The organism is Microbulbifer mixtoriginis (SeqCode), from assembly GCF_052466765.1.
Window position 1 is genome coordinate 2648226 of the sequence record NZ_CP174289.1, and the last position, 24254, is coordinate 2672479.

Genomic DNA, 24254 nt, shown 5'->3' on the forward strand with positions numbered 1-24254 from the left:
ATGAATCAAATGAGCACTGAATTTAAAGACTTTAAGATCGCGGACATCTCACTGGCCGAGTGGGGCCGCCGTGAAATTGAAATTGCCGAAGGTGAAATGCCGGCGCTGATGACCCTGCGGGAGAAATACCGCGCGGAACAGCCTCTCGCCGGTGCGCGTATTATGGGCTGTATCCATATGACCATTCAGACCGCAGTACTGATTGAAACTCTGGTTGCCCTGGGTGCTGAAGTACGTTGGTCTTCCTGTAATATTTTCTCCACTCAGGACCACGCTGCTGCCGCGATCGCCGCACGCGGAATTCCTGTGTTTGCCTGGAAGGGTGAAACGGAAGAAGAGTACGAGTGGTGTTTAGAGCGTACCGTGGGTGCCGATGTTGCCGGCTGGCAGCCGAATATGATTCTCGACGACGGTGGTGACCTCACCGAACTGCTGCACCGTAAATACCCCGCCGTCCTGAACAATTGCCACGGTATCAGTGAAGAAACCACCACCGGCGTACATCGCCTGCAGGACATGTTGCGTGAAGGCACCCTTAGAGTTCCGGCGATCAACGTCAACGACGCCGTAACCAAGAGCAAAAATGACAACAAATACGGTTGTCGTCACAGCCTGAACGATGCAATCAAGCGCGCCACTGATCACCTGCTGGCGGGTAAGAAAGCGCTGGTTATCGGTTACGGTGATGTGGGTAAAGGCTCCGCCGCTTCGCTGCGCCAGGAAGGCATGATCGTAAAGGTTTCTGAAGTGGATCCCATCTGTGCCATGCAGGCCTGTATGGATGGTTTCGAGCTGGTTTCTCCCTACATTAATGGTATTAACACCGGCACCGCCGAAGGCATTAATAAAGAGCTGCTGGCCAATACTGACCTGATTGTCACCACCACCGGCAATGCCAATGTCTGCGATAAGCATATGCTGGCGGCACTGAAGAGCGGCGCTGTAGTTTCCAATATTGGCCACTTCGATAATGAAATCGATACCGCCTTTATGCGTGAGAATTGGGAATGGCAAGAAGTGAAGCCCCAGGTGCATAAAATAGTGCGCAATAGCGAAACCAATGATCACCTGCTGTTGTTGTCCGAAGGCCGTTTGGTAAACCTGGGCAACGCCACTGGTCACCCCAGCCGTATTATGGATGGGTCATTTGCCAACCAGGTTCTCGCGCAAATTCACCTGTTTGAAGAGAAGTTTGCCGACTTGGCCTCCGATCAAAAAGTGTCTGCACTCTATGTCAAGGTACTGCCCAAGCACCTCGATGAGGAAGTCGCGCGCTATATGGTGGAAGGTTTTGATGGAGTAATTACCCGTATGACCGAGGAGCAGGCCAAATACATTGGTGTTTCTGTCGACGGTCCATATAAGCCCGAAAGCTATAAATATTAATACCCTCATAAAAGATGCCGGCTGTGCCGGCATCTGAATTTCGGAGGGCCTGGAAAATATAATGAAAAATCCCATTCGCATCAGTTTCGAATTTTTCCCACCCAAAACCCCCGAAGGCCGCGTTAAGCTGTATAAAACCCGCGAGGCTTTACAGGCGTTTAATCCCGAATTCTTTTCAGTTACCTATGGTGCCGGTGGTACCACACGTGAAACTACCGCCAATATTGTTACCAATATGCGCAAAGATGGTATTTCCATCGCGCCGCACCTGTCATTTGGTGGAGACAATGAAGAGATCATTCTCGGATTATTAGATATATATAAAGAGGCCGGTGTAAATCGTATTGTGGCCCTGCGCGGGGATATGCCCTCTGGAATGGGTGCGGTGGCGCAACTGGTCTACGCGAATGAGTTGGTGGCTTTTATTCGCCGCCATACTGACGATCATTTCCACCTGGAAGTTGCCGCCTATCCGGAAATTCATCCGGAGTCCAACAGTTATGATGATGATATACGCTATTTAAAAGGAAAGTTTGAGGCGGGAGCGAATAGCGCCCTGACTCAATACTTCTATAACCCGGATTCATATTTTTATTTCATAGATCAGTGTGAGAAAGCCGGTATCGATGCACCGATCTATCCGGGGATTATGCCAATTATTAACTTCGATAATTTAGTGCGTTTTTCGCGTAACTGCGGCGCAGAGATTCCGCGCTGGCTGAAAAAACGTATGGAAAGTTATCGCGACCCCGATGATATCCGTAAGCTGGGTCTCGAAGTAGTTACCGACCTGTGTGAAACCTTATTGGAGGGGGGCGCACCAGGATTGCATTTTTATACGATGAATCAGATTGGTGCCTCAGAGAGTATTTTAAAGGACCTGGGCCTTGAGGCTCGCTAGTCCTCCTTGATATTTTATAGTGCCACCGGGTGTGGGCATTAGTATTTAGCAGGTTGTAAGAGTTAAATAATGCGTAAATATTGCCCACCAACCGAGCCTTTTTCATCGGTCATTTATCAGGATTCCTCCCTTCTAATTTTAAATAAACCCAGCGGTCTCCTCAGTGTGCCTGGCAGAGACCCGGCCCATAAAGATAGTCTGGCAAGCAGGGTACAAAAAAAATACCCGGAAGCACTGATAGTGCACCGCCTGGATATGGATACTTCGGGCCTGTTGGTAATGGCGCGGAGCCCGGAAGTTCACCGCAAACTCAGCACACTCTTTCAAAATCGCAAGGTCGATAAAACCTATATTGCCAGAGTGTGGGGGGTACCCACTGCAGACTCAGGTGAGGTGGATCTGCCTCTGATTTGTGACTGGCCAAACAGGCCAAAACAAAAAGTGGATCATGAGGTGGGTAAGCCCTCTCTCACGCGTTGGGAAAAAATATCTAGTACAGCAGACAGCAGCTTACTGCGCCTCTTGCCGGTTACAGGCCGTTCCCATCAGCTGCGGGTGCATATGCAGGCGATGGGACACCCGATATTGGGTGATCCATTCTATGCACACTCAGAAGCCTTAGCTGCGGCCCCGAGATTATTATTGCATGCGAGTACTCTGGAATTTTTGCATCCAGAGACGCAAGAGCGCCTGAGTGTTACCAGTGAATTACCAGAGGTATTCTCAGATGAATAATCGTTAATGCTAGTTTTACAATCGGCTTTGATTTTTCATTAAATAAAAAAAGGCGATCTGGTGATCGCCCTTTTTTTGTTGGTCCGCCGTATTATTTTTTATTCTTCATTGCCGCCATTAACAGATCGCCCATGCTGCCACGGCTATTCCCTTGGCCGCCCTTTTGCTGCCGATTGCCCTGCTGCTTGTTATAGCGCTGGGCCTGGCGGTTTTCACGCTGGTCGCCTTTGTTGATACCGCCGCTGCCCTGCTCGCCGGGCTCGTCGGAAAGGCGCATGGAAAGACCGATGCGCTTGCGCGCGACATCCACTTCCATCACTTTTACTTTGACGATATCGCCGGCTTTAACCACCTCGTGGGGATCTTTCACGAACTTTTCTGAAAGCGCGGAGATATGGACCAGTCCGTCCTGGTGCACGCCGATATCCACAAACGCACCGAAGTTGGTGACGTTGGTAACCGTGCCTTCCAACACCATGGCCGGGCGCAGGTCTTTGATTTCCTCAACGCCCTCTTCGAAGCGCGCAGTACGGAATTCCGGGCGTGGGTCGCGGCCGGGTTTTTCCAGCTCGGCGATGATATCGGTAACGGTGGGCACACCGAATTTTTCATCGGTGTAATCCGCCGGGTTGAGGCGGCGCAGGAAGGCGGAGTCGCCGATCAGGCTGTTGATCTCGCGGTCGTTTTTCTCGGCGATGCGTTTCACCACGATATAGGATTCGGGGTGTACGCCGGATTTATCCAGCGGGTTTTCACCGGTATTAATTCGCAGGAAGCCGGCGGCCTGCTCAAAGGCTTTGGGCCCCAGGCGCGGTACTTCCATCAGCTGTTTGCGGTTTTTAAAGGCGCCGTGTTGATCGCGGTAGCTGACGATATTGCTGGCGATGGAGGCAGTCAGGCCGGAAACCTTGGCCAACAACGGCGCTGAGGCAGAGTTCAATTCGGCACCGACACCGTTTACACAGTCCTCTACTACAGCGTCGAGGGAGCGCGCCAGCTGAGTCTGTGAAACGTCATGCTGATACTGGCCGACACCAATGGATTTAGGCTCGATTTTTACCAGCTCAGCCAGCGGGTCTTGCAGGCGTCGGGCAATAGAGATGGCGCCACGGATGGTGACATCCAGATCGGGAAATTCCCGCGCGGCGAATTCGGAAGCGGAGTACACGGAGGCGCCTGCCTCGTTTACCACCACCTTTTGCGCATTTAATTTGTATTGCTTAATGGTCTCGCCGACAAATTTATCGGTCTCGCGACTGGCTGTGCCGTTGCCGATGGCGATCAAGCCTACATTGTATTTATTGCACAGGGCGGCAATAACCGCGGCGGATTCCTGATGACGGTTTTGCGGCGGATTGGGGAAGATGGCGGTGTGGTCCAGTATCTTGCCGGTGGCATCCACCACTGCAACTTTCACACCGGTACGCAGTCCCGGGTCCAGGCCGATAGTGGCCTTGTGTCCGGCAGGTGCGGCTAACAGCAGATCTTTGAGGTTGCGGGAGAAGACCTTGATGGCTTCCTCTTCCGCTTTCTCGCGCAGCTCACCCAACAGGTCAGTTTCCAATGCGGTAAGCAGCTTGATGCGCCAGGTCCAGCGCACCACTTCGCCGAGCCATTTGTCCGCCGGGCGGCCTTCGTCGCTGATATCGAAATGCCGAGCGATCATAGATTCACAGGGGTGGCTGGCGGTGGCTGGAGTACCTTCCTCTTCTGGTAATCCAACACTGATGGCGAGGATGCCCTCGTTGCGGCCGCGGAAAATCGCCAGGGCGCGGTGGGATGGCACCTTGGACCAGTCCTCGGCGTATTCGAAGTAGTCGCGGAATTTGGCTCCCTCTTCCTCTTTGCCGTCGAGCAGCTTGGATTTAACCTGGCCATCGCGTTTGAGGAAGTCCCGCAGTTTACCCAGCAGTTCGGCATCTTCGGCAAAGCGTTCCATCAGGATAAATTTGGCCCCGTCGAGGGCGGCTTTGATGTCTTTTACCTGTAAGGAGGCGTCTTCATGATCGGTGTTGAGGTATTGCTGTGCTTCTGAGGCGGGATCGAGGGATGGATCGTTAATCAGGGCGTCGGCGAGAGGTTCGAGGCCCGCTTCGATGGCAATCTGCCCTTTGGTACGACGTTTGGGTTTGTAGGGCAGGTAGAGATCTTCGAGGCGGTTCTTGGTGTCGGCACCGTTGATTTGCTGCGCTAATTCTGCGGTGAGTTTGCCCTGTTCATCAATACTCTTGAGGATGGCTGCGCGGCGCTCTTCCAGTTCGCGCAGGTAGCGCAGGCGCTCTTCCAGTGTGCGCAGTTGGGTGTCGTCTAAAGCTCCCGTTACTTCTTTCCGGTAGCGGGCAATAAAGGGCACCGTGGCGCCTTCGTCCAGCAGGGATACTGCGGCAGTTACCTGTTGGGAGCGTACGTTGAGTTCTTCTGCGATGCGAGCGTTGATATCCAGCATTTGATGTCTATATCCGTTTTCCGGGGGTTCGTACCTTAAGGAGCGGCGTTTGACCGGGAAATAGCCTATCGGTTTCCTTGGCTTTGCGCGGCCCGTTGTCTCTCCTGCAACGGTAAATTGGGGCGGGCATTATGCGTTACCAGGGGCTAGCGAGGAAGGTTTGCGATAAAGCACAAACTCCTGCGGCGACCTGCATCCGAATCGACTCTTATCTGCGTCGAACTCCAGTAGAATGCGCGCTAATTAAAATTTGACCAGTATCGGTCACAGAATGGGGTAGAGGGTGCCTGTGAAAGTGTCGAGCAAGAACAAGCTTTTATTTACCGTTTTGGCTATCGGGGCGGCAGCCATTACTGCGGTGGTGCTATTGAAGCCCAAGCCGGAAGAAAAACCACCGGAGGCGGTGGTACCGCCGGTGGCGGATGTCCTGTATGCGGAACCGGGGCGCCAGACCCTGTTGGTACCGAGCCAAGGCACCGTGCATGCTCGCCATGAAATTGAGGTGGTGGCCCGTGTCGGCGGTGTGATTGAAGGTGTGGGCGAGGCCTTTGTGCCCGGCGGCTTCTTTGCCGAGGGGGAATCATTGCTGCAGCTCGAGCAAGCCGACTACATCCATAAAGTGACACGTGCCGAATCACAGCTGGCCGATGCCAAGTCCGCCCTGGCTCAAGAGCAGGGTCGCGCCAAGCAGGCCAAGCGCGAGTGGCGCAATCTGGGCAGCGAAGCTGCCAACGCCCTGTTTCTGCGCAAGCCACACCTTGAAGCCGCCGAGGCCGCAGTGGCCGCAGCGCGAGCGGATCGTGACCAAGCCAAACTCGATCTGGCGCGCACCGCAGTGAAAACGCCGTTTGCCGGGCGTGTCGTGGAGACCTATGTCGATCTGGGCCAGTACATCACCCCTGGCACGCCTCTGGCAAAAATCCACAGCACCGGCATCGCCGAAGTGCGCCTGCCTCTGACCGATCAACAGCTGGCACTGCTCGATCTGCCTCTGGGTAAATCCTTCGAACATGGCCCCGAAGTGCGCCTGCGGGCGATGGTAGCTGGGCTTGAGCGCGAGTGGCGTGCCCAGCTGGTGCGCACCGAGGCCAGCATCGATACCAATAGCCGCTTTATTTATGCCGTGGCCCAGGTACAGAACCCTTATGAGGGTGCTGTTCCCCTGATGAATGGCCTGTTTGTGGAAGCCGATATTGCCGGTCGCACTCTGGATGGCATAGTGGTTTTGCCACGCCAGGCTCTGCACGAGGGCGACCACCTGCTGGTGTTGGATGAAGAGAGCAAGCTGGTGTTCAAAACTGTGGAGCTGTTGCAGAGCATCGGCGATCAGGTGTGGTTGCGCGGTGATATCGCCGTTGGTGATCGCGTCGTGGTGTCCAGCCTGGGCTACTCCCGCGAGGGCATGGCACTGACCGCTAATCCTCTCAACGAGAAACCTACCGGTCTGATCGATAGCGTTAAGAGCGATGCCGAAGCCGATTCAAGTACCTCCGGTGAGACCGCAGCCACGAATAGCGCTGCCCACGGAGGCCACTGATGAACGGCATTATTTCCTGGTTTGCGCGCAACAGTAAGGCCGCCAACCTGTTGATGATTATGATCATCATCGGCGGCTTCTTCGGAATCAGTGGGATTGATCGCGAGGTCTTTCCAGCGATTCAGCCCGGTATTGTCGAGGTGGAAATATCCTACCCCGGTGCCGGCCCGGCGGAGGTCGAGCAGCAGGTAACCGTGCGTGTGGAAGAGGCTATCTCTGAGGTGAAAGGCATCAAGGAGGTGAACTCCGCCTCTCGCCGCAGCCACGCCTCTATCGAAGTTCAAGCAGTGGATGGCTACGATGAGCTGCGTCTGCTCAACGATATCAAGGTGCAGGTGGATAGTATTAACACCTTCCCCGAGGGTATTGAGCGCCCGGTGATTCGCCTGCAGGAGTGGGATACCCAGCTGATGATGATCGCCATTGGCGGTCCAGTTTCCGAGCGTCAACTCAAGGAAACCGCGCTGGACCTGCGCGACAAACTCACCCTGATTCCCGGTGTGCGCCGTGTGGATATCTGGGGCGAGCGCCCGGATGAGCTGTCCATCGAGGTTTCCGAGCTGGACCTGCGCCGCTACAACCTGAGCTTCAACGATGTGGCCAATGCGGTGCGCCGCTCCTCCCTCGATCTGCCCGCGGGTATGGTGCGTTCGGATCGCGGTGATATCCAGGTGCAGACCCGTGGTCAGGCCTATACCGCCGAAGACTTCGAGAGTATTCCGGTAGTCAGCCGTGCCGATGGCTCTGTACTGCTGCTGCGTGATGTGGCCACCGTGCGCGATGGCTTCGAGGAGTACAACAATGTCATTCTCTTTAACGGCAATCCGGCTATGAACCTGCGTGTGGTTCAGGGGGAGCCGCTGGATGTGGTGGCCACTGCCGAGCGTATCAAGGCGTTTATGGCGGAGGCGCGCACCCAGTTGCCGCCGGGTATGGAGTTCGACGTCTGGTTCGACTTCTCCAAGGCTTTTGAAGGCCGCATGAACCTGTTGACCACCAACGCCTTAAGCGGCTTCGCCATGGTCTTTATCATGTTGATGCTGTTCCTGCGCCCGGCGCTGGCGATGTGGGTAACGGTGGGCATTATTGTGGCCTTCCTCGGTGCTTTTTGGTTGCTGCCGATTACCGGGGTCAGCCTGAATATGCTGTCGCTGTTCGCCTTCCTGCTGATTCTCGGGATTGTGGTGGACGATGCGATTATTGTGGGGGAAGCCGTGCATGCGGCCCACGATCGCGGTGTTACCGGTCTGGCCGCCGCAGAAGAGGGCGTGAAGCAGGTCTCCGCGCCGGTGATCTTCGCCGTGACCTCCACCATGGTGTTCTTTATCCCCATGCTGTTCCTGCCCGGTTATACCGCGCAGATGATGTTGGCACTGCCGGTGGTGGTGCTCTTGTGTCTGGTGTTCTCCCTGGTGGAGTCTCTGCTGATTCTGCCGGCGCACTTGGTGGGCATGAAACCAGAGCAACCCGCCAAGTCCGCCCTGGGTATCAAGTTGCAGAAGCTGCGTGGCCGCTTCGCCGGGGCCATGAAGACCGCCGGTGACAAGTACTACTTGCCGCTGCTCAAGAAGTCCCTTGGCAACAGCCGCACCACGGTGATGGTCTTTTTCATGGCGCTGGTACTTTCCATCAGTGTCTTTACCAGTGGTTATGTGGGTTCTTCCTTCTCGCCACAGGTACCGTCGGATCTGTTGGAATTGCGTGCCAGCATGGCCGATGGCGAGCCTTTTCATGAGGCCGAGCGCGTGATGAACCAGGTGCTGGAGGCCGCAGATAAGCTCGCTACCGATGAGGAGATGCTGAAGCTCAACGACGGCGAGCCCTTCGTAATGAACTCCATGGTGTTCAACTGGCGCGGCAACATCTTTGTGATCTTGCAGCTCACCGACGGAGAAATGCGTGATGTGACTTCCAAAACCCTGTCGTTGCGCTGGCGCGAGCTGATCGGTGAAATGCCGGCCAGTGTTGAAGACCTCAATATTGATGCCACCATCAACGATGGCGGCAACGGTATGAGCCTGAACCTGAGCACCGCTTCGGGGGATATGGACGAATTGCGCGCTGCCGCCGATGCGGTGAAGAAGAAGATGAACAGCTATGCCGGTGTTTACGATGTGCGTGACAATCTCACCAGTGCGCGTCGCGATATCGAAATTCAGCTGAAGCCCCACGCCACCACCATGGGTATCAACCTGGCGGATGTGGCCAGGCAGGTGCGCCAGGGTTTCTATGGTGAAGAGGTACAGCGTATTCCCCGCGGTCGCGAGGACGTTAGGGTGATGGTGCGCTACCCGCAGGAAGAGCGCGCCAGCGAAGAGCAGATGGACCGCGTGCGTATTCGTACGGCGGAGGGAGAAGTGCCCTTCTCTGCGGTGGCCGATGCGGTCTATGTGCCCGGTTACACCACCATCCGCCGCAACAACCGCGAGCGCACCGTGCGCGTGTTTGCCGAGTTGACGCCGAATACCTCCACTGCGCAGGAAATTCTCAAGGATATGCGCGAGACTCTGGTGCCTGAGCTGGAGCGCCAGTTCCCCGGCTTCTCCCTGAGAACTGCCGGTGAAATGCAGGAGGAGGAAGAGTTCAACGGTGCGATCCTGGCGTTCTTTGTGCTGTCTCTGTTCGCCATTTACGCCCTGCTGGCCATCGCTTTCCGCTCTTACTCGCAGCCGCTGTTAATCCTCACCGCAGTACCGTTCGGCTTCTTCGGTGCGGTAGTAGGCCACCTGTTGATGGGCCACGATATCAGCATCATGTCCATGCTCGGCTTCCTCGCCGCAGCGGGGGTTGTGGTGAACGATAACCTGGTATTAATGGATCGCATCAACCAGCTGCGCGCCCAGGGTTGGGCGGTGATGGATGCGGTGGTACAGGCGGGTCGCGATCGTTTCCGCCCGATTATCCTCACCTCTATCACTACCTTTATCGGGTTGGTGCCGATCATGTTCGAGCGCTCTATCCAGGCGCAGTTCCTGATCCCCATGGTGATCAGCCTCGCCTTCGGCGTCCTGTTTGCCACTGCGGTAACCCTGGTATTGGTGCCGAACCTGTACAAGGTGATCGAAGTACTGCGTCCGAAAGGCAAGCGCCAGGAGCAAACTGACACTCCGGTGTCTCTGGAAACTGCCTGATCGCGATTTTCACGCCGGGCAATGGTGGGGGTTTTCCGCCATTGCCTGGTCTGTGCATTAGTGCCTAAACTACCCGCCTGCAAAATGCCGACATCTCTGTCGGCTTTTTTATAGTGCTTTACAGGATCTTTACCCATGCGCATTCCGCGTATCTTCTCCCAGCAGGCCCTGGCCGGTGTTTCGCAAATCGAGTTGGATGAGGGCGCTTCCCGGCACCTGGTAAAAGTCCTGCGCCTTGGCGCCGGCCACCCTATTACTCTTTTCGACGGTTTGGGCGGCGAGTACAGTGCAGAGTTGCTGGCAACGGGTAAGCGTGCACAAGTGGGTGTTGGTGCGTTTCGCGAAGATAATCGCCAGTCGCCTCTGGCGTTAACCCTGGCAATTGGCATTTCCCGCGGTGACCGATTCGACTGGGTGATACAGAAGGCTACCGAGTTGGGTGTGGCGGCCATCCAACCGCTGTTCAGCGAACGTTGCGAAGTCAAACTGTCTGGCGAGCGCCTGCAAAAAAAGCTCGGCCACTGGCGTCAGATTGCCATCAGCGCCTGTGAACAGTGTGAGCGCAATCTGTTGCCGGAAATTGCCGAGCCGGTAAAACTACCGCACTATCTGCAGGCCTCAGCACAACAGGGTGCAGCGCAAACCAAGCTGGTATTACACCACCGCACCGAGCTGGATCTGCGCCGCTGGGAAGCGGACAATGGCAAGCCGGATTCGGCCCTGTTGATGGTGGGGCCAGAGGGTGGATTGTCCCAGGCGGAGATTGATCTGGCCTTGGGCCACGGCTTTATGCCACTGCGCTTGGGACCGAGGGTTATGCGCACCGAAACCGCGCCTATCGCCGCACTGTCTGTATTACAGTTCCAATGGGGTGACCTGTAGGAGCCGACGCAAGCCAAAATTGGATAGGATGAAAACCAGGAAGGGAAACTATGATTCGAGTGATTGTAGGGTTATTGGGTATCGCGATTGTCTTGTTGTCGCTGGCGGTTATTGCCAAGCCCAAGTTGGCGCAAACCATCAGTGAGCGACTCAGCGAAACGGGCTATTTCTTTTCCGCCTGGCTGCGCATCTTTATCGGTCTCTTCCTGTTGTTGATCGCTGACACGCGCCACTGGTATATCCTCTTCAACGCCCTGGGCGTATTGGTGCTGCTGAGTGGCGCCTATATGCTGCAAATGGGTTTTGAGCGCGGCAAGGCGCTGGCCATCAAGATCTCCCAGGGCAATGAAAACTTCCTGCGTATCAGCGGCATACTCGGTGTGGTTATCGGTATTATGCTGCTTTCCGCGCGCTGATTTTACGGGGTCCCATGTCTTCCACAGATTTAATTATTTTTGATTGTGACGGTGTGTTGGTGGATAGCGAGAGTATCGTCTGCCGCATCCTCGCCGAAGAAATGAATAAGTTGGGTATGGCCACCACTGCGGGGGAGCTGGATGAGCAATTCAGCGGCCGGCCTGCCAGGGACTGCCTACTGGAAATCGAGAAGCGTTTCGGCGGCCCCCTGCCAGACAATTATTTTGGCAATACCGAGCGCCGTATTCGCGAAGCATTCCACGCCGAGTTGGAACCCGTAGTCGGTATTGAGGGCTTGCTCGATCACTTACAGCAGATCGGCATGCGCAGTTGCGTGGCCTCATCGGGCTCTCACCAGAAAATGCATCTCACCCTAAATAAAACCGGTCTCTACGACTACTTCGACGGCAGGATCTACAGTGCTGAGGATGTTTCCCGCGGTAAACCTTGGCCGGAGCTGTTCCTGCATGCGGCCACCAGTATGGGGGTGAAGCCGGAGCGCTGTCTGGTCGTGGAGGACTCCAACGCCGGTGTGGAAGCCGCGGTAGCCGCCGGCATGCGGGTGGTCGGCTACAGCACCCATAGTCAGAGAGCGCCACAGCTGGAGCAGCGCGGTGCTCGGGTAGTTAGCGATATGATGTCGGTGTTGAACTTCCTCTAACGGCTAGATATCTCCTGCCGCCGGCAGCTTGTTCTACACTGAATTTGACGTCTGCAAACCGGAAGTTTTGTCTATGGCGGGCAAGCCTTTATTCGTCTGCTATCTCGCCCTGCTGGTGCTATTACTTGCCGGCTGCCCCACCCCCGATCCCAATAGAAAATATGCCCTTGAGCCTCAGTCTGCGGTGCAGTCCGGAGACAGTGAGAAAGAGGCGCGGCAGGCGGCTCCCTTTGCCGATGATTTGGTGCGCTTTTTACGCGGAAATTCCCGTAAAGATGGGGATACTTTTAGATTGCGCCTGGAGTTTGACCCCGGTGGCTTTGCCCCGCGTATGGATAGCATCGCCGATCTGGAGGCGCTATTGGTGATCATGCGCGATTTCCCCGAGATGCGTATTACGATTGAGGGGCACACGGATAATGACGGTGACCCAAAGAAAAACCTGCACCTCTCTCAGTGGCGCGCAGACTGGGTACGCAATTTTTTGATAGAGCGCGGTATCGATGGCGACCGCATGCGTGCACAGGGCTATGGCGATACAGATCCTATCGCTGATAACGAGAGCAAGGCTGGGCAAAGGGAAAATCGACGCCTGGTTATCCGCGTCTTGAACTTCGATCGAATGCCGAGCAGATTGCCGCGATTAAACACATCTCCGAGCCCATAAATTTAATAAAAACCCGGCATTGATCGCCGGGTTTTTATTATTACAGTTGCCGAATGAGCGTTATTGCCGACAAATCAGGTGGATGCTTTGCCTAGCGCCTCACCGTTATTTGCCGGTGTTTGAAAAGGCTGCCCACTAATAACCTGGCGCATCAACTTCGCCCCCTGGCGCAAGCCGAGAATACTTTGAGCGGTTAATACCCCCGAGATCATTGCCCCGGCGACACCGCAACTCATCACATCCTGGCCGGTGAGATAGAGTCCATTGAGTCGTGTCTTGGGTCTCAGCCAACGCTGTTCAAAACGTTTGGGATCGTGGTCGAGGCCATAAATTTCACCGCGTGGATAGAAGCAGAAATAATCTGTCGACAGCGGTGTGGATAACTCGTAGTAATCGATTTGCCCGCGCAGATGGGGGAAATGCTTGTAAAGGTGCTCCAATAAACGCTGGCTGAAGGCCTCTTTCAGGGCTTCATAGTCATCACCGCGCTTGCTCCAGGGTTTGTCATGCCACTGGGCGAACCAATCGTAATTGGCTGGTGCAACGATTTCGATAGTGGCGCGCCCAGGATAGCGCTGGGTAAAGGTGGGGTCCTTGGCCGAGGGGAAAGAGATATAGGCTAGCGGAATATCTTTGTCGCTATCCTGCAGGAAGGCCTGCATATCCTCCTCGTAGTTCTCACTGGTATAGAGCCAGTAATTGGTTTTCGGTAGTTGTAGTTCTTCGGCGGTCTTTTCCAGGCCGATATACAGGCACAGGTGAGACATAGATGGAGTGACGGTTTTCAGGTCGCGCAGGTAACCGAGGCGCTCACTGGCACTCTGGGGCAGTAATTTTTCGAAAGTATTGAATACTCCCGCTCCGGAAATCACCACGGGTGCCTCGATTTCGGTGCTATCGCTCATGCGCAGGCCGCGAACCTTATTGCCGTCTAACAGAATGGTCTCCACCTTGGCATAGGTAAATACATCGCCGCCACTGGCCTGAATTTGCGGAATAATGGTCTCGGAAATCTTGCTGGCACCGCCCACGGGGTAGTAACCCCCATACAAATAATGTTTGGCAATCAGGGCGTGAATAATAAAACTGCTCTGTGCCGGGGCCATGCCGTTGTCGCCCCACTGGCCAGTGAGTACGGAGATCAGTTTCTCGTTGTTGGTGATTTCAGCCAGCACTTCGCGGGTGGTTTTGTTCAGCCAGGAGGGGTCGCGCAGTTTACGCCAAAGCCGCAGGAGAGGGCCGCACCAGCCGGGAAACAGCTTCTCCATCGCAATGCGTTGCATGGATTTGGCCACCTCGTTGAGGCGGCCCAGATAGCGCTCGATATTTTCCCGCTCGTCGGGAAAATGTTTAACCAGTTCATCGATAAACGTTTGGCGACCGGCGCGCAGATCAAACTGCTCTTCGCCGATACAAATGCGATCGTAGGTGTTGTCCATCGGCGCCCAATGCAACTTACCCCCGCTGATAAAGTCGAAAATCCGGCCTGTCATGGTCGGATGCTCGCCCACATCGCCAATGTAGTGCACGCCGACATCCCATTCGTAGCCATTGCGGTCGTAGGCATGGGTATAGCCGCCGGCGGTGTAGTGCTGTTCCAGGACCAGTACCTTCTTACCGGTGGCACTCAGCATAGCCGCAGTAGTCAGGCCGCCGATTCCAGAGCCGATTACCAGGGCATCGTAGGGGCCGTTCAAGCGACTGGCACGGTAACGCTGGCCAATACGCAGGCGGCTGGGCTTGGGGGCACTGCGTTTCTTCTCGGTGGTTTCGGACATGGTGGCCTCATCACTATTGTTTTTATCTCTCAACCATATCGTTCAAATATTGACTATGCAACAAGTTGCATATTTTTGATCTTGCTGGTCGGCTTGTACTTCTAATGAAAAGAAATATACACTTTGTATATGAATAATATATGCAGTGTATAAAATGGGTATCGTTAAGATCTCGGATGAATTACATGATGAAATCCGTAAAGCGAGTACAACATTGGCGCGTTCTATTAACGCCCAGGCCGAGTATTGGATAAAGATCGGCATGTTGGCCGAGCTGAATCCAGAGCTCAGTTACAGCCAGTTGTGCAAGAAACTACTGCGCACCGAATCATTTACTCTGGAAGAGCTCACTCGTGAATAACATAAAAATAAAGACCGCCAGGGAACAGGCGTTGATGCGTAACTCCGGTGAATTATTGAGCCGGGTGTTCGCCATGCTCGATGGTATTGTGAAGCCGGGTATTACTACCATGGAAATTAACGACCGGGTGGAAACGTTTATTACCCGGGAGTTGCAGGCGCGCCCGGCCAGCAAAGGGCAATACGACTATCCCTACTCTCTCAATACTTCGATTAATGAGGTAGTTTGCCACGGCATGCCTCGGGAGGGACAGGCGTTGCGCGATGGCGATATCGTCAACGTGGATATAACCCTGGAAAAGTCCGGTTATATCGCCGATTCCAGCAAGATGTATATGATCGGTAATGTGACTCCCATTGCCAAAAAACTGGTGCAGTGTTGCTACGATGCCATGTGGGCCGGTATTCACACTGTAAAGCCCGGCGCGACTTTTGGTGATGTGGGCCATACGATTCAACAGTATGTTGAAAAGCGCGGGTTCAGTGTGGTGCGTGAATACTGTGGCCATGGTATTGGCCGTGAAATGCATGAAGAACCCCAGGTAATGCACTTTGGCCGAGCGGGCAGCGGAGCTGTTTTGCGCGAGGGAATGACATTTACGATTGAGCCCATGATCAATCAGGGCAATCGCAAAACCAAACTCAAAAAAGACGGTTGGACCGTGGTGACCAAAGATGGCAGGCTCTCCGCGCAGTGGGAGCACACAGTGCTGGTTACGGCGGATGGATATGAAGTGCTGACTTTGCGGGAAGAGGAAAAGAAGAGTTAGAGGAGAGGCTAATTTCTTCGCTTTCATAGCACGTAGAGAGCAATTCTCTACGTGCTATGCGCTTGATCTAGCGCTCGGACTCAGGATACCTGTCCTGAACTCACTCCACTGTCAGTGGAGGTTTCCTTTGCTACCCAATCGAGCAATTTTTTAGCGCGTGATCGAACCTTGTGATTGTGGGACCAGGCCAGAGTTCTCTCCAGAAATGGTTTTGCAAGTTTTGGCTTTTTAAGTTTTGCGAGGTGAAAGCCAATAGCGCTATTTATTTCAATACTATTTGGATTCTTCTGATAGGCTGCCATCATGGTTTTAAGTGCGGCAACAGTTTCGCCTTTGTACTGCTGAGCCATCCATTTGTACTGGTAAGCCGATAGGGAAGCCGGATTTAGCGCTATAGCCATATCTGCATAGTGCACCGTTTTGGTATAGCTCCCCTCATCCCATTGCCGGGATTCAAGCGTATCATGTAAGCTATATAAATGGTAAACAGATAGATTCGTTGCTGCTGTATGATTCAAATCAGATATTTCTGATACTTCTTGAAGTAAAGCCTGTGCCGCAGCCTCCTGCTGATTGTGCATTAATAGATTCGCTTTCAGAGCGATAACTCCAGGTAACTTGGCAGCATCTTTTTTTACTTTATTCAGATAGCTTAACGCCTGATCGTATCTTTCTAGGTCAACCGCTCGCTCCGCCAATAATAGGGATTTTTCATTATGGTTCAGTTTGCGCTTTTCGATTTTAAAGGCGTTTTTGGTTAGATTAACCTTGTAGCCCGACAGACGCCGTTCCTTCAGGTAACGAGTTAATGCGATATCTAAATCTTCCTCTCGGATATCATAATGTTGTGTAAAGAGATCTAGTGGATCTCCACCATTATTGATATCTGCCAGGTATTTTTTGGTTTTTTCATGGTATGCATTTTCTCTGGCATCTTCGCTGAAAAATAAATAGTGTAATAATAACCATGCACTGGCGTAATACTGACTGCTATGTTTCCAACCCTTTCTACTGTAATCCGGCTGAAGAATTTCCCTGGCTTTCAAGGGACCCTCTTCCAAATCGTAAGCTCTCCACTCAGGGAAGTTGCCGATGGTGATGGAATCCTGATCAATAGTCGCGCTGGCTAGCAACTCTGCGAAGCCTTCTGAATACCACCTGGGGTAACGCATGGAACCGCGCTCACGCATAAGATGGTGAACATATTCATGAAACATGATTGCTTGGCCGTTCAATATGCCACGTTTGTTTTCCTGGGAAAAAATTAAGGGGCCATCGATGGTATTGATGTAGAAGCCTGCGATACTTCTTTTTCCGGAGAATTTTTCAAATTCTCTAGACTTATTAAAGTGATAGACCCTAAGCCTAGCGTTTTCAGGGCGATCTTCCATGCCTGTTACCATAAGTGAGGCACTGCGAAATTTTTCCAGCTCGCGCAATAAGGCCTCAGCTTTTTTCGATGAAACATCGGAGTAGACGGTAAAGTTAGTGCTTTTATATTCCCCCCAATCTCTGGCGTAGGCTGATACCGTTAAGACGGATAGCAATAGAAAGGATATAAGGCAGTAAACTCTGCTTTTCATGGAATATCTCTAATAAAAGTGCGGAGAGGCTTGAGCCAATTAAAGGGGCGGGATTTTATAGAGGCATATACGTTTAGTACATGCCAAATCATATGGCCATTTGGTATAGGTGTTGTCTGCCCCGCCTTCCTTGGCCTATGGTGACAGCATGTCTCTCAGTTTGTGACGTTGGCTTTTACAGTGTCTTTATCTGAGATTAAATTGTTGACGAATATCATGAATCAGTATTTGCCTCGAACTCTTATGCCGCTCATGGGGTGCGAAAAGGCTGCTGGCGCTCTCTAGCAGGTCAACAGCCCTCTGTAATTTTTGTAGGCCTATTCTGCTGAGATTGCCCTCTTTTGTTAACTCCTTGATCACTAGAGAGGCCAGCTCTTTACGTGCTATATCCTCGGGGAGTCCGCTTTTAGTGCATAGCCCATAAGTACCATCGATAAAGTGTTTCCATTCGCTTTCAATATGTGTGGTAAGCCCCTTGTTCATTTTTATGCCAGAACAGCTATGGCCAAGAGACTTTAACTGATAGATTGTATCCGTGTATCTTGTTTTAAATAAATCAAAAATCTGTTTTGGATTATTTTTTAGCCGAAGGTCTTTTAACCAGGATACATAACCTTTGGCGTAGAACTCTTGATTATGGGATTCATTATGGATGCCGAAGAATGAATGGCATTGCAGGCCCAGTACCAGCGTGTAGGAAGCTTTAGGCATAACAAGGGCATTCTGGTAGTTTGCAAACTCTTCTTGCCTTAAACCGCTTAGCGATAGCAGCTCCTCTTTGCTATAAAACTGACTCTGTAAATATTCTATTAATTCCATAAGTACACACCCGAATGTGCCGTTGCGATCAGATTGGCAGTGCAGCTTGACATAAAACTTATGGCAACACTTCGATGGAGGGCGTAGTATATAAGTCGGACTATAGATTATATGCAGGGGCTTTAGGTAAGCTCTAAGTAGCGGTTTACTGTTATTTTAGTTCGAGCCGCTTCCCTGCGGCTGAATGCTTTTTTAAGTTTTTCAAAAATAAAATTGTTAACCTTGTTAATCAATCCTGAAGAAATAATATATCTGTACGAATAATATATTTTATTCCACGAGTAATTGGCGTTGAGCTGTGAATCCTGTGCAGGGGGTGCATACCATGGGGGAAACACAGTACGGATCCCGCGGGGGTTCTTACATCAATATCCATCATGGAATGCCGGCTGGGCTGTTGGTAGGGGTTATCTGCATTGACACGAAAACGTGTGGCGCCGCCGTCAAAATCTTCACTGAGTAAAACTAGAAAAGTCATTTCGCTAAAACGGTCTGGAAAACCATTAGCGACCAACTGGCCATCTATGATTCGGCTGCCCGGCCAGGCTCCATCGGTGTGAAATTGAAAGTAATCACCTTCACCATAACGATAAAAGCGAAAGCGCTGATTGAGCCCCACTGGCTTGCGCCCTTCAAAGTAGCCTTTCGGGTCCTGCATAAATGCGCTGCACCGCTGCCAGATCAGCCGTTCGGTAGTTTCATCTACCACCCAGGTAAGGCTGTCATTATGGCGTACCTCCCTGGGCAAAGAAACGGCGGCATCGGGCAGATAACCGATATTTTCAGTGATATCGATGAGGCGCTGACATTCTTCACTGGAAAATACATTGAGTAATTGAAAAGCACCGGGCACCTCGGCAATTTCTCTGCGCTGAACCAAAGACGGGGCGTTACCCTTCAGTGAGGCTGGGTTTTCCAGTCGTGCGGCCCAGGTTGGCAGAGCAGGGTGCTCCGCACCGGCTTCCCTGGCAATAATAAAGAAATCCTGCTCAAGGCTGCTGTTGGCCTCAGTTGCTGGATTCATCGCGATGTCTGGAGAGTTTGGCATAATGACTTCGTCCAAAATATCTGCACTTGGTTTTTTAATTAATGATTAATAAGGGTGAGCTGGGCAAATTGTCGGTGTCCCTCAGCCCCGCCGTGGTAGCCAAAACCACTCTGTTTGGCGCCTACCCACGGTGTCCCACCGGCACCCTGGTTAATACCGATCATGCCTGCCTGCAGTTGATTCGCGACTTCCTGGGCATCTGACTTGCCAAATACCACTGCGCCCAAGCCGTATACAGAGTCGTTGGCTCTGTGAATCCCCTCTTCAATGGTGCTGAATCGGTCTATTGCGACTACCGGGCCAAAAGTTTCCTCGTCCTCAAGTTGCATACCCGGTTTGATACCAATGATGACCGTAGGAGGAATAAAAGGAAGTTTGGGGGATTTTTCGCCTAGCAAAAGCGTTGCGCCCTTCTCTATGGCGTTATGAATATGCCGAACCACTTTTTGATGCTGACGGGGATTGACCAGTGGACCTATATCGACATCCCCTTCTGGCCAACCACCGGTGCGATAATTTTTTGCAATGGCAACCACCGCTCGCTCAAACTGGTCCGCAATACGCTCGTCCACATAAACACGCTCGGTTGAAGTGCACATTTGTCCGGCATTTTCAAAGCTGGAAGCCACGGCGAATTGTGCCGCACGGTGAATATCGGCGCTGGCCAAAACCAACATGGGATCATTGCCGCCCAACTCCATGATCAGGCGTTTTAACTTGGGAGCGGCATTGGCCATGATGGCTTGGCCGGTTGCACGGGAGCCGGTGAAAGCGACCATATTGATGTCCGCTTTCACCAGGGCTTCTCCGGTTTTTCCATCCCCATGGGCAATTTGTAATACCCCGTTGGGCAGCGACTGGTTCAGGGTTTTTACCAGTAGGTCTGCAACCAGAGGGGTTTCTTCGGAGGGTTTTAAAATCACGCTGTTACCGGCAATCAGAGCCGGTACGATCAGGTTATTGGCCATCGCCAGGGGATAATTCCAGGGGGAAATAACCGCGACCACGCCCAACGGACGATATTGAATTTCACTGTTACCCTGGCGTTGGCTGCGCAGGGCCTCACCGGAATCTCCGGCCAACCAGGGGCCACTGTGAATGGCGCCACCCGCCTCGTAGCTGGCCCGCCGCGCATCTTTGCCCATCTCACGGCTGATCAGTTTTGCCAATTTCGCCTGTATGGGTTCAAGCTGCTTATAGGCTTGTTGTACAAGCTGTACACGCTGCTGAATGGACTTTTTGCCCCACTCAACTTGTGCCTGCTTGGCCTGTTGCAGCAATCTTTTTAAATCGTCTTCATAACAAATAGCGACACTGCCGACGACTTCGTTATTTAAAGGATCTATTGAGTTCAGGGTTTTATTCATGGGGTTTTGATCGATATTTCAATTTATTTAGTATTTAAACAACGCGATAGTGCGAATTTCCAGGCTGGTACGCCGGGGGGCATTTTCGCTTTCCGGTAAGTCGAAGGCGCTATGGGGGCTGCCGGTAATCACATCGCTGTGTTCGCTATCAAAAACCCGCAGTAGCAACCCTTCGCCGGGGCGCATATCACTAAACCAAATCCAGCGGTGTTGAGGGTTGGAGCTGATGACAGAAATCTGCCCTTCCCGCTCTGGGTAAATCAGGCGCATCTTGTGGAAATCCGCTGCTTCCACGCTGCGCAGATCCGCCATAGCCAGGGGGGATTCTTCAACCCGATGCAGCAGCGGCAACCACAAGTTCACAAACTTAAACCGGGGATAATCGCCCGGATTTAAGTCGTATTCCGGTAGTGTCTGCTTGAGCTGGCGTTGGGCAGACCAGGGTGTGTAATCGTTGTGCGCGATTTTTACCGGGGCGCGGCGACTGCGGCTCTGCTCAGCGATGGCGTCTGCTTTAGTCTGAGCGCGCAGTGTGTGATCGAAGGTCACAACCTGGTCCGCGCCCAAATAAGCAGCCAGCCATCGCTCAATCGGCGGATACCACTGAGCACGGATCAAGGTGTCTCGGGATTCTGGCGAAAGCACTGTGCTATTGGCTGATGGCTTGTTGCTATCCAGCGCTTTTAAAGTGTCGTCCAGCTGGTGCAGGTCGATATCGAGGCTCGGCTCTACCAGCTCAAACCCCTGTTCGTCCAAACGGAAGGTCTCCCCCTCAGCCTGCAGTTGCCTGCCGTCATGAAGTGACACCTGGTGGGGGATTACCTGATCAATCAGGCTAGCGGGGCCGGGGCCTGTATGGCGCTGATCGTAGACCAGCTCCGCGCTGGGGTCCGCGTAGTTGATACTTGCCCGCATTAAGCCCGGTGTCGATGGTTGCAGAGTCGCGCCTGGCATAGTGGGTTCCTCACTCATGGGGGTCTATGTATCGGCAATGCTAGGCTGGAGTAGATACAATGAAAATCAAGTAACGATTGTGAGTGATACAGGTTTGACTAGGGGCAACAGGGCCGATCGTCTGGATAGGCTGGAACTAAAGCAGCTGCGGTTGCTGCAGGCAATTCTGCGCGAATTAAATTTATCCCGGGTGGCCGATCAGCTCGGAGTGACTCAGCAGACCGTGAGTGAACAGCTCAAGCGATTGCGGGAGATCTTTGGCGACCGCTTATTTATTCGGACCAGCAATGGAGTGGTAGCCACCCCCCTGGCAGAACGGCTGGCACCGAGGATCGATAGCGTGTTAAACGAAATCGCCTCACTGCTGCGTGGGCACGAATTTCTGCCGGCCGAGTACACCGGTATTTTTACTATCAGCGCCACCGACTTTGAACAGCGAGTGGTATTACCGGGGTTGCTGAAAAAACTGCGTGAACAGGCCCCGGGCCTCAAAGTGGTTGTGCTCAAGCTGGAAATCGACCGCATGGCGCAGCAGCTGCAAACCGGCGAGGTAGATTTGGTCTTCAGTACACCCGGTTTTGTGCCGGACAACTGCCCGACAATGCTGCTGTATCGAGAGCACTATGTTTGCGTGTGCTGCCGCCATGCAAAAATACCCGGCCAGTTAACAGGAGAGACTCTGGCATTGGCACAGTTGGCGGCGCTACCGCAATTGGTGGTGTCTCCCTCCCGCGGAGAACTGCGTGGTATGGCCGATACCTGGTTCGAGGAGTTTGGTTTGCAGCGCAATGTGGTGTTGTCGGTTCCCTCTTTTGCTGCTGCAGCCGAATGTATTGCCTCCACCAATACCGTGGCTTTTCTGCCGTCGCGCCTGTTGCCCGATGAGCGCCTGAGTACCCTGCCAATTGCCGATCAGCCTCCCGGTTTCGATGTGATCGCCGCCTGGCACAGCCGCAGCGGGCAGGACTCGCTGCATAAATGGATCAGGGAGTTATTGGCGCAGCAATTTGCTCCAGCGACGGATCATCAGTAACAACGTGCAAGAGTATTCTTTAGCGGCCTCGCTATTAGATAAAGCATTGGTGTTGAATGTGGGTAAACAGGCCGTAGTATTTTTAGAGTGGTGAACGATCTATCCCTTGCCCTTTTCCACTAGGGATGCACGGTGTCATCTTTCTGCAACCGCTCTTAACAATCATTGCCTGGGATTGCGTGATCGCCCTCACTTGATCTGACTAAAGAGTTTTACTCTAGAGTTGCAGGATACTGGTGGCTTTCCTTTTGGGTGCCGAGTTAATGAATTTGAATCTGGTAATTCTCGTATGAATTATGGTTCCAATGTTTACCTGTTCAGGATGGTGGAATCCCTGGGCCTGTTGATGCGCACGCGCCTGTGGATGCAAATCCTGTTGGCTATGGTGCTGGGGCTCGGTATTGGCCTGTTACTGTCGCCGGAAGGGGCTGAGCTGGTCGATGAGAATCTCAGCGTAATATTGGCCAGCTGGTTCAAGCTGCCCGGTGCCCTATTCCTGAATATGATCCAAATGGTGGTGATTCCACTGGTGGTCTCCTCCATTATCCTCGGGCTCTGTGGCAGTGGAAATGTATCCCAGCTCAAGCGGGTTGGCCTGCGTATAGCGCCCTATTTTATTGCCACCACCACAGTAGCGGTGATTATCGGCATAGTCCTGGCCCAATTTATTCAACCGGGTAACTATATCGATGAGGCCCTGCTCACGGCAGCTACTGAATTACCCGGCAGCCCACCACCACAGATGCTGGAATCCAAGCCGCTACCGGAGCGAATTGCCGAACTGATTCCGGCCAACCTGAATCAGAGCATCGCCATGCGCAATATGCTGCAGCTGGTGGTTTACGCGATTTTCACCGGAGTGGCAGTGATGTTGCTGCCGCAAAAGCAGCGTGAAACTGCAGTCTATGCCTTCGGCATAGTGCAGGAAATCGCCTTGAAAATAGTCGGTTGGGCCATGCTGTTCGCGCCGCTGGCGGTATTCGGATTATTGGCAGATATCGCCATTCGCGTGGGCTTAACCGCAATCGTGGGGATGTCTGTCTATGTAGGCACGGTTATTCTGGGGCTACTAATCCTACTGCTGTTCTATCTGTTGATTGTCGCACTGGCCACGCCAATGCGGCCTCTGAGCTTCCTGCAGCGCATCAGCGGCGTTCAGCTACTGGCCTTTTCCACTTCCAGCTCCGCGGCCGTTATGCCGCTTTCAATGCGCACTGCCGAGACTCCCCTGGAAGTGAAACCTTCCATAGCCAAATTTATTGTGCCCCTTGGCGCTACGGTGAATATGGACGGCACCGCGCTCTATCAGGTGATAGCGGCTGTATTCCTAACTCAGGTTTATGGAATTGATCTCAGTACCGCCCAACTGGTTGGGTTGACGTTAACAACTGTGGGGGCCTCCATCGGCTCGCCCAGTACGCCGGGCGTGGGTATCGTTATTCTCGCGACAATTCTTGCTGGTATTGGTGTTCCTCCTGAGGGCATTGCCTTGATTATTGGTGTAGATAGGATTCTGGATATGTGTCGAACCGCAGTAAATGTCACAGGCGACCTGACTGCTTGTCTGGTGATGGATAAGTTACTGGGGAGCGATAACCTGGAGGAAGTGACCACTCAGGTGGCCTGAATTATGACAATATATGTGGGGAGAATTCCTGGAATGTTATGCAGTGATCTATTGCATTGAGCTGCTTAAAATATAAGCAAAATATTTGATTCTTTTTTATGCTTAGCCAAAAAGTCATCAATATTTTTTAAAAATAGCTTTATGAGCCCTTG

The 24254-nt window shown here is 52.9% G+C and carries 20 protein-coding genes; 13 read left to right on the forward strand and 7 right to left on the reverse strand.

The features are described from left to right. From ahcY to ACJJIV_RS11770, 3 genes are all read left to right on the forward strand, one after another. Window positions 1-1386 carry an adenosylhomocysteinase gene (ahcY, locus tag ACJJIV_RS11760; protein WP_252083815.1) on the forward strand — a complete coding sequence of 462 codons (1386 nt, stop codon included), beginning with the start codon at window positions 1-3 and terminating at the stop codon, window positions 1384-1386. Between the two features lie 61 nt (window positions 1387-1447). After that, on the forward strand, window positions 1448-2287 hold the full coding sequence (gene metF, locus ACJJIV_RS11765) for a methylenetetrahydrofolate reductase [NAD(P)H] (protein ID WP_444889067.1): 840 nt from the start codon (window positions 1448-1450) through the stop codon (window positions 2285-2287). 69 nt (window positions 2288-2356) lie between these two features. Then, complete coding sequence (locus ACJJIV_RS11770) at window positions 2357-3022, forward strand: RluA family pseudouridine synthase (protein ID WP_444889068.1); 666 nt, start codon at window positions 2357-2359, stop codon at window positions 3020-3022. 91 nt (window positions 3023-3113) lie between these two features. Here ACJJIV_RS11770 and ACJJIV_RS11775 read toward each other — a convergent pair whose 3' ends face one another. Next, window positions 3114-5468, reverse strand: a complete 2355-nt coding sequence (locus tag ACJJIV_RS11775; RefSeq protein ID WP_444889069.1) for a Tex family protein — start codon at window positions 5466-5468, stop codon at window positions 3114-3116. A 295-nt stretch (window positions 5469-5763) separates the two neighbouring features. On the opposite strand from ACJJIV_RS11775, the gene ACJJIV_RS11780 reads away from it, so the two are divergent. From ACJJIV_RS11780 to ACJJIV_RS11805, 6 genes are all read left to right on the forward strand, one after another. Then, window positions 5764-7005, forward strand: coding sequence for an efflux RND transporter periplasmic adaptor subunit (locus ACJJIV_RS11780; RefSeq protein WP_444889070.1), 1242 nt, complete (start codon window positions 5764-5766; stop codon window positions 7003-7005). Further along, on the forward strand, window positions 7005-10136 hold the full coding sequence (locus ACJJIV_RS11785) for an efflux RND transporter permease subunit (protein WP_444889071.1): 3132 nt from the start codon (window positions 7005-7007) through the stop codon (window positions 10134-10136). Before ACJJIV_RS11780 ends, ACJJIV_RS11785 begins: the two co-directional genes overlap by 1 nt. Window positions 10137-10271: 135 nt before the next feature. Next, a complete protein-coding gene (locus ACJJIV_RS11790) occupies window positions 10272-11018 on the forward strand; it encodes a 16S rRNA (uracil(1498)-N(3))-methyltransferase (protein WP_444889072.1) in 747 nt (248 codons plus the stop codon). A 50-nt stretch (window positions 11019-11068) separates the two neighbouring features. Beyond that, the gene (locus ACJJIV_RS11795; RefSeq protein ID WP_252083806.1) at window positions 11069-11434 is read left to right on the forward strand and encodes a hypothetical protein; all 366 of its coding nucleotides are present in this window, start codon (window positions 11069-11071) and stop codon (window positions 11432-11434) included. Window positions 11435-11448: 14 nt separating this feature from the next. Continuing rightward, a complete protein-coding gene (locus tag ACJJIV_RS11800; protein ID WP_444889073.1) occupies window positions 11449-12096 on the forward strand; it encodes an HAD family hydrolase in 648 nt (215 codons plus the stop codon). Window positions 12097-12169: 73 nt separating this feature from the next. After that, window positions 12170-12763: an OmpA family protein gene (locus ACJJIV_RS11805; protein WP_444883153.1), complete on the forward strand. Its 594-nt coding sequence runs from the start codon at window positions 12170-12172 to the stop codon at window positions 12761-12763. 74 nt (window positions 12764-12837) lie between these two features. Here ACJJIV_RS11805 and ACJJIV_RS11810 read toward each other — a convergent pair whose 3' ends face one another. Further along, complete coding sequence (locus ACJJIV_RS11810; protein ID WP_444889074.1) at window positions 12838-14541, reverse strand: phytoene desaturase family protein; 1704 nt, start codon at window positions 14539-14541, stop codon at window positions 12838-12840. A gap of 154 nt (window positions 14542-14695) precedes the next feature. Between ACJJIV_RS11810 and ACJJIV_RS11815 the strand changes: the two genes are divergently transcribed. Together ACJJIV_RS11815 and map are read left to right on the forward strand one after the other, a co-directional pair. Next, window positions 14696-14902: a ParD-like family protein gene (locus ACJJIV_RS11815; protein WP_152455728.1), complete on the forward strand. Its 207-nt coding sequence runs from the start codon at window positions 14696-14698 to the stop codon at window positions 14900-14902. After that, window positions 14895-15671 (forward strand): type I methionyl aminopeptidase, encoded by a 777-nt coding sequence (gene map, locus ACJJIV_RS11820; RefSeq protein ID WP_444889075.1) that lies wholly within the window; start codon window positions 14895-14897, stop codon window positions 15669-15671. The genes ACJJIV_RS11815 and map overlap by 8 nt, the downstream gene beginning before the upstream one ends. Window positions 15672-15751: 80 nt before the next feature. Here map and ACJJIV_RS11825 read toward each other — a convergent pair whose 3' ends face one another. From ACJJIV_RS11825 to ACJJIV_RS11845, 5 genes are all read right to left on the reverse strand, one after another. Beyond that, the gene (locus ACJJIV_RS11825; protein WP_444889076.1) at window positions 15752-17254 is read right to left on the reverse strand and encodes a tetratricopeptide repeat protein; all 1503 of its coding nucleotides are present in this window, start codon (window positions 17252-17254) and stop codon (window positions 15752-15754) included. Window positions 17255-17440: 186 nt separating this feature from the next. Beyond that, the gene (locus ACJJIV_RS11830; protein WP_444889077.1) at window positions 17441-18073 is read right to left on the reverse strand and encodes a DUF6058 family natural product biosynthesis protein; all 633 of its coding nucleotides are present in this window, start codon (window positions 18071-18073) and stop codon (window positions 17441-17443) included. Between the two features lie 229 nt (window positions 18074-18302). Continuing rightward, entirely contained in the window at window positions 18303-19121 is an 819-nt protein-coding gene (locus ACJJIV_RS11835) for a prolyl hydroxylase family protein (RefSeq protein ID WP_444889078.1), read from the reverse strand. Window positions 19122-19159: 38 nt separating this feature from the next. Next, the gene (locus tag ACJJIV_RS11840; protein WP_444889079.1) at window positions 19160-20488 is read right to left on the reverse strand and encodes an aldehyde dehydrogenase family protein; all 1329 of its coding nucleotides are present in this window, start codon (window positions 20486-20488) and stop codon (window positions 19160-19162) included. A 27-nt stretch (window positions 20489-20515) separates the two neighbouring features. Beyond that, entirely contained in the window at window positions 20516-21442 is a 927-nt protein-coding gene (locus ACJJIV_RS11845; protein ID WP_444889080.1) for a CmcJ/NvfI family oxidoreductase, read from the reverse strand. Window positions 21443-21521: 79 nt separating this feature from the next. Here ACJJIV_RS11845 and ACJJIV_RS11850 point away from each other — a divergent pair, with 79 nt between their 5' ends. After that, complete coding sequence (locus ACJJIV_RS11850) at window positions 21522-22475, forward strand: LysR family transcriptional regulator (RefSeq protein ID WP_444889081.1); 954 nt, start codon at window positions 21522-21524, stop codon at window positions 22473-22475. Between the two features lie 289 nt (window positions 22476-22764). After that, window positions 22765-24102: a dicarboxylate/amino acid:cation symporter gene (locus ACJJIV_RS11855; RefSeq protein ID WP_444889082.1), complete on the forward strand. Its 1338-nt coding sequence runs from the start codon at window positions 22765-22767 to the stop codon at window positions 24100-24102. Window positions 24103-24254: the final 152 nt, after the last annotated feature.